The organism is Candidatus Kapaibacterium thiocyanatum (genome assembly GCA_001899175.1).
Lineage (GTDB): Bacteria > Bacteroidota > Ignavibacteria > Kapaibacteriales > Kapaibacteriaceae > Kapaibacterium > Kapaibacterium thiocyanatum.
On record MKVH01000006.1, the window covers coordinates 2,257 to 5,647 of the forward strand.

General features: G+C 49.2%; 3 protein-coding genes and 1 pseudogene. All 4 read right to left on the bottom strand.

Going from position 1 to position 3,391, the window contains the following annotated elements:
- Positions 1-325: 325 nt before the first annotated feature.
- Positions 326-733 carry a hypothetical protein gene (locus BGO89_13680; GenBank protein OJX60559.1) on the bottom strand — a complete coding sequence of 136 codons (408 nt, stop codon included), beginning with the start codon at positions 731-733 and terminating at the stop codon, positions 326-328.
- Between the two features lie 130 nt (positions 734-863).
- Positions 864-1,898, bottom strand: coding sequence for a hypothetical protein (locus BGO89_13685; protein OJX60560.1), 1,035 nt, complete (start codon positions 1,896-1,898; stop codon positions 864-866).
- Positions 1,899-2,028: 130 nt separating this feature from the next.
- Positions 2,029-2,436 carry a hypothetical protein gene (locus BGO89_13690; GenBank protein ID OJX60561.1) on the bottom strand — a complete coding sequence of 136 codons (408 nt, stop codon included), beginning with the start codon at positions 2,434-2,436 and terminating at the stop codon, positions 2,029-2,031.
- Between the two features lie 30 nt (positions 2,437-2,466).
- Positions 2,467-3,391 (bottom strand): annotated as a pseudogene (locus tag BGO89_13695) (hypothetical protein).

Sequence of the window (3,391 nt, forward strand, 5' to 3'; positions counted from 1 at the left end):
GGTAGCGATAGTTCAGGGCGCCGTCCCGGTTGTACGTCTGGTCGTCCGTCAGGATCTCGCCGTTGACGCGAGAAATCCACCCACATATTGGAACACGAGGTTCAGATGTCGCGCGGTAGTATGCCAAAGAACGGTTGGTTTCCCCTTCATCGAAGAAAACGGTCGGTCATTTCATGGCAATGAAGACGGGTGCAACCCAGTGTTCAAGCCATTTCTCGCCTGTTCGGTGGCGTCATCCACATATTGGAACACTACCACATATTGGAACACTACCACATATTGGAACACTACCCTCATCCACATACTGGAACACGACCCCTTTATCCTACCTATCCAGGCCAAGTACGCTCCTAGATAGGATTAATGCGAATACCGCTATTACAGTATTAACACAAAGTACTATCGCACAGATAGCAAAGCCTTTCCAATGGTTAATCGTGGAATACTTCTTCTCATACTTTGCAAGAATACTCTGCACCTGCTTTCTAAAGTATTTATACAAGAGTATGAAACCTAACACTCCGCAGGCACCAACTAGAATACGACCATCTACGATAGGTCGGCTACGAATGGTAAGCTGAAAGAACTGATAGAGTACTATCTCTAGTAAAGAAAAGAGCATCGCGGTATGGCCAAGTACTAACATAAATGTGAGGATAGTACCATCAAAGATCGCGTCTCCTCGTCTGAGTTGCGAAGTACGGTAAATGCAGTAGAAGAAAAGTTTATACATCGCGATATCCCGCTTCTGTTCTCACAATTAATGTATCCTGGAGTCGTGCAACAGCAATGTGCTCTCATGTGTGCTGTTGCAGAGAGCAAGTCATTCGCTGATGCAAGAATAAGGATGTGGGGCCACTGTGCTACTTCTTGTCAAAAAGTTTCTCCGTAATCGATTCTCCTGTTGCATAGATGGTAATGAGGTCGGCCAATAGGTAGCCGGCAGCAAGTACTAGTCCGACACCAGGGAGAAATGTAGATGTGAGGGCTAGAATTGTTGTGATAGCAAGATCGGCCCCATGGTGTGGCTTATATCCTTCTGAAGCGATGCTGTAGCCTGTAAACAAATAGCTAGCTATCAGCGTGCCCTTGCCAATCTTCCCAAGGAGATTGGCTCTACTCAACGACACCACTTTCTGTTCGGCCACGGCCGCTGCTGTGAAATGCTGGTTTCCGAAGAATCCATTCTTGTAGACTTTCCCGCTCGCAGCAACCCATGCTCCGGCGTCTTTTGCCATAACATCAATGTGCGAATCGGCGACGAGACCAACTACATCATTCACGTGCGCAACATCTGTAAGCCAGTCGTATGCTTTACCAAGAGGCGAAGCCACAGGTACAGGATCGGACGCAACGTATTGAGGTGCATGCGCAGGTATTGCCTGTGGTGCTGCCCTCCTCGATGCCTTGGCATCCGCCTTAGCAATAGTACGTGAGGGCTGGTCGGGCCACAATGATCTTTTGACATCCCGGTGCAACTGCGTCTCGGCCTTCATAGACCGGCTCTCATCACTGCTGTATCCATCGATCATGATGAAATTACGTGCCCATGTTGGGGTCCTATTACCGCTGTTCCCAGTCGAACCACTCGTTACACCTCCACCACTGGTGATCTCACCATACCCGCTCGGATCGAAGAAATTCACCGGATCATGGTGACTGTAGATGTAGGGTGACGTTTCGATAGCCATGCCCCACAGCACATCCACACTCGTGAACGCCCCCTGCGTCTTGCTGTACTTGCGGGCGCTCATGTCCATGAGGCGCTCGTGGTACAGGCCTGCATGCACCACGCCGTACTTCGGAGCCGTCTCGTAGTCCAACTCCTTGTTGTCGACCGCCGAGATCCATCCACATATTGGAACACGAGGTTCAAAAGGGGCGCGGTAGTATGCCAAAGAACAGTTCGCTTCTCCTTCACAAAGGGTAACAGTCGATCACTTCGCGACACTGAATGCGAGGGCAAATCCAGCTATCGAGCCATTCTTGATCTTCTCGATGGCCCTATCAACATATTGGAACACTACCCTACCATGAGAGCGACCCCTTGACCACAGCCTGTGCTAGCATTCCGAGGGTTAGTTTTTGACGGTCTTTCTTTGCTACTGGAATATGCTCACGTTTACCGAACAAAAATTTTCGCACTGGTGTAGCAAAATCCTTCTCTTCATCTGGCTCAATTGCGAAATAGGACCCAAGTCGAAAATCGGCTGGATCAAGGTCAAACTCATAGACAAAGTCCTCGATGAAGTTTTCAGCATCTCTTTCTGTTATTCCGAGGTCATCTTCAAGGCTCGTGTGTTCTGATAGGAATGACAGGTTCGGCACTGTACCGAATTCAGCACTACAAAACAGAATGACAAAGTCGATAACAAGACTTAGTGCATTGTCTTCAGTTCTCTCTTTCTTTTTTCTGCCAAGCACTCTGAACCTCATTCAAATGTAGATCATGAAATTAGGGCGGGCTTACCCACCGGGAATAACGAACCCTCTATACGGGTTCTTCTTCTGGTTCCGATCAAACTGTGTTTCTTCGTGCCAATCTACTCTGAATAGATGAAATCCTTCAATTACAAACCCACGGTAAGGATTACTCTCCATACGTGCGTCGTATTCTTGCAAGGTCGGTTCATCGGTATGCAATTGAATGTAGTCTTTAGCCAGATCATGTACCGTCATGGTTGCACCGATATATGGGATAGCCCTGCCGACCTTACCACCGAGACCTATTTTTCTCATCAGGATTGATGCCACAGAGGTTCGTGGGATCGCATCACCAACTACAAATCCTCGAAATCCGAGCGATTTGGGCAATAGTGAGAGTGCTCTTTTAGGAACTAGCGGCTGTCCTGACAACCACATTGTTGGCCCGGCAAGAAATGGAATTCTTCTATTTCTGTCAGTCTGGGCAATGTTTTCTGTTAGAGGATCACTATTCCCACCGTCAGTCTGTTTCAACAGTGCTTTCTTCGTCGTGTACTGTGGCTGCTGGACCGCCTTCGTCGCATTCCAGCCTAGCCTATTCAACATTTCCTGAGATGTGATGGCCTTACTTTCGTCACTGCTGTATGCATCCAGCATAAAGAAGTTGAACGGCCATGGGCCTTTTGCTTGCCCACCACCTGTCACACCTCCACTGCCACCTGTTCCACCGCCACCAATCGGCGTACCTGCGTACCCACTCGGATCAAAGAAATTCACCGGATCATGATGGCTGTAAGTGTAGGGTGACGTTTCGATAGCCATGCCCCACAACGCATCCACACTCGTGAAGGCCCCCTGCGTCTTGCTGTACTTCCGTGCACTCATGTCCATGAGGCGCTCGTGGTACAGGCCCGCATGCACCACACCGTACTTCGGTGCCGTCTCGTAGTCCGATTCCTTGCCGAGA

Excerpts from the sequence above, each read along its gene's own strand:
- BGO89_13680 (OJX60559.1), bottom strand. The coding sequence starts at position 733 with ATGTATAAACTTTTCTTCTACTGCATTTACCGTACTTCGCAACTCAGA.
- BGO89_13690 (OJX60561.1), bottom strand. The coding sequence starts at position 2,436 with ATGAGGTTCAGAGTGCTTGGCAGAAAAAAGAAAGAGAGAACTGAAGAC.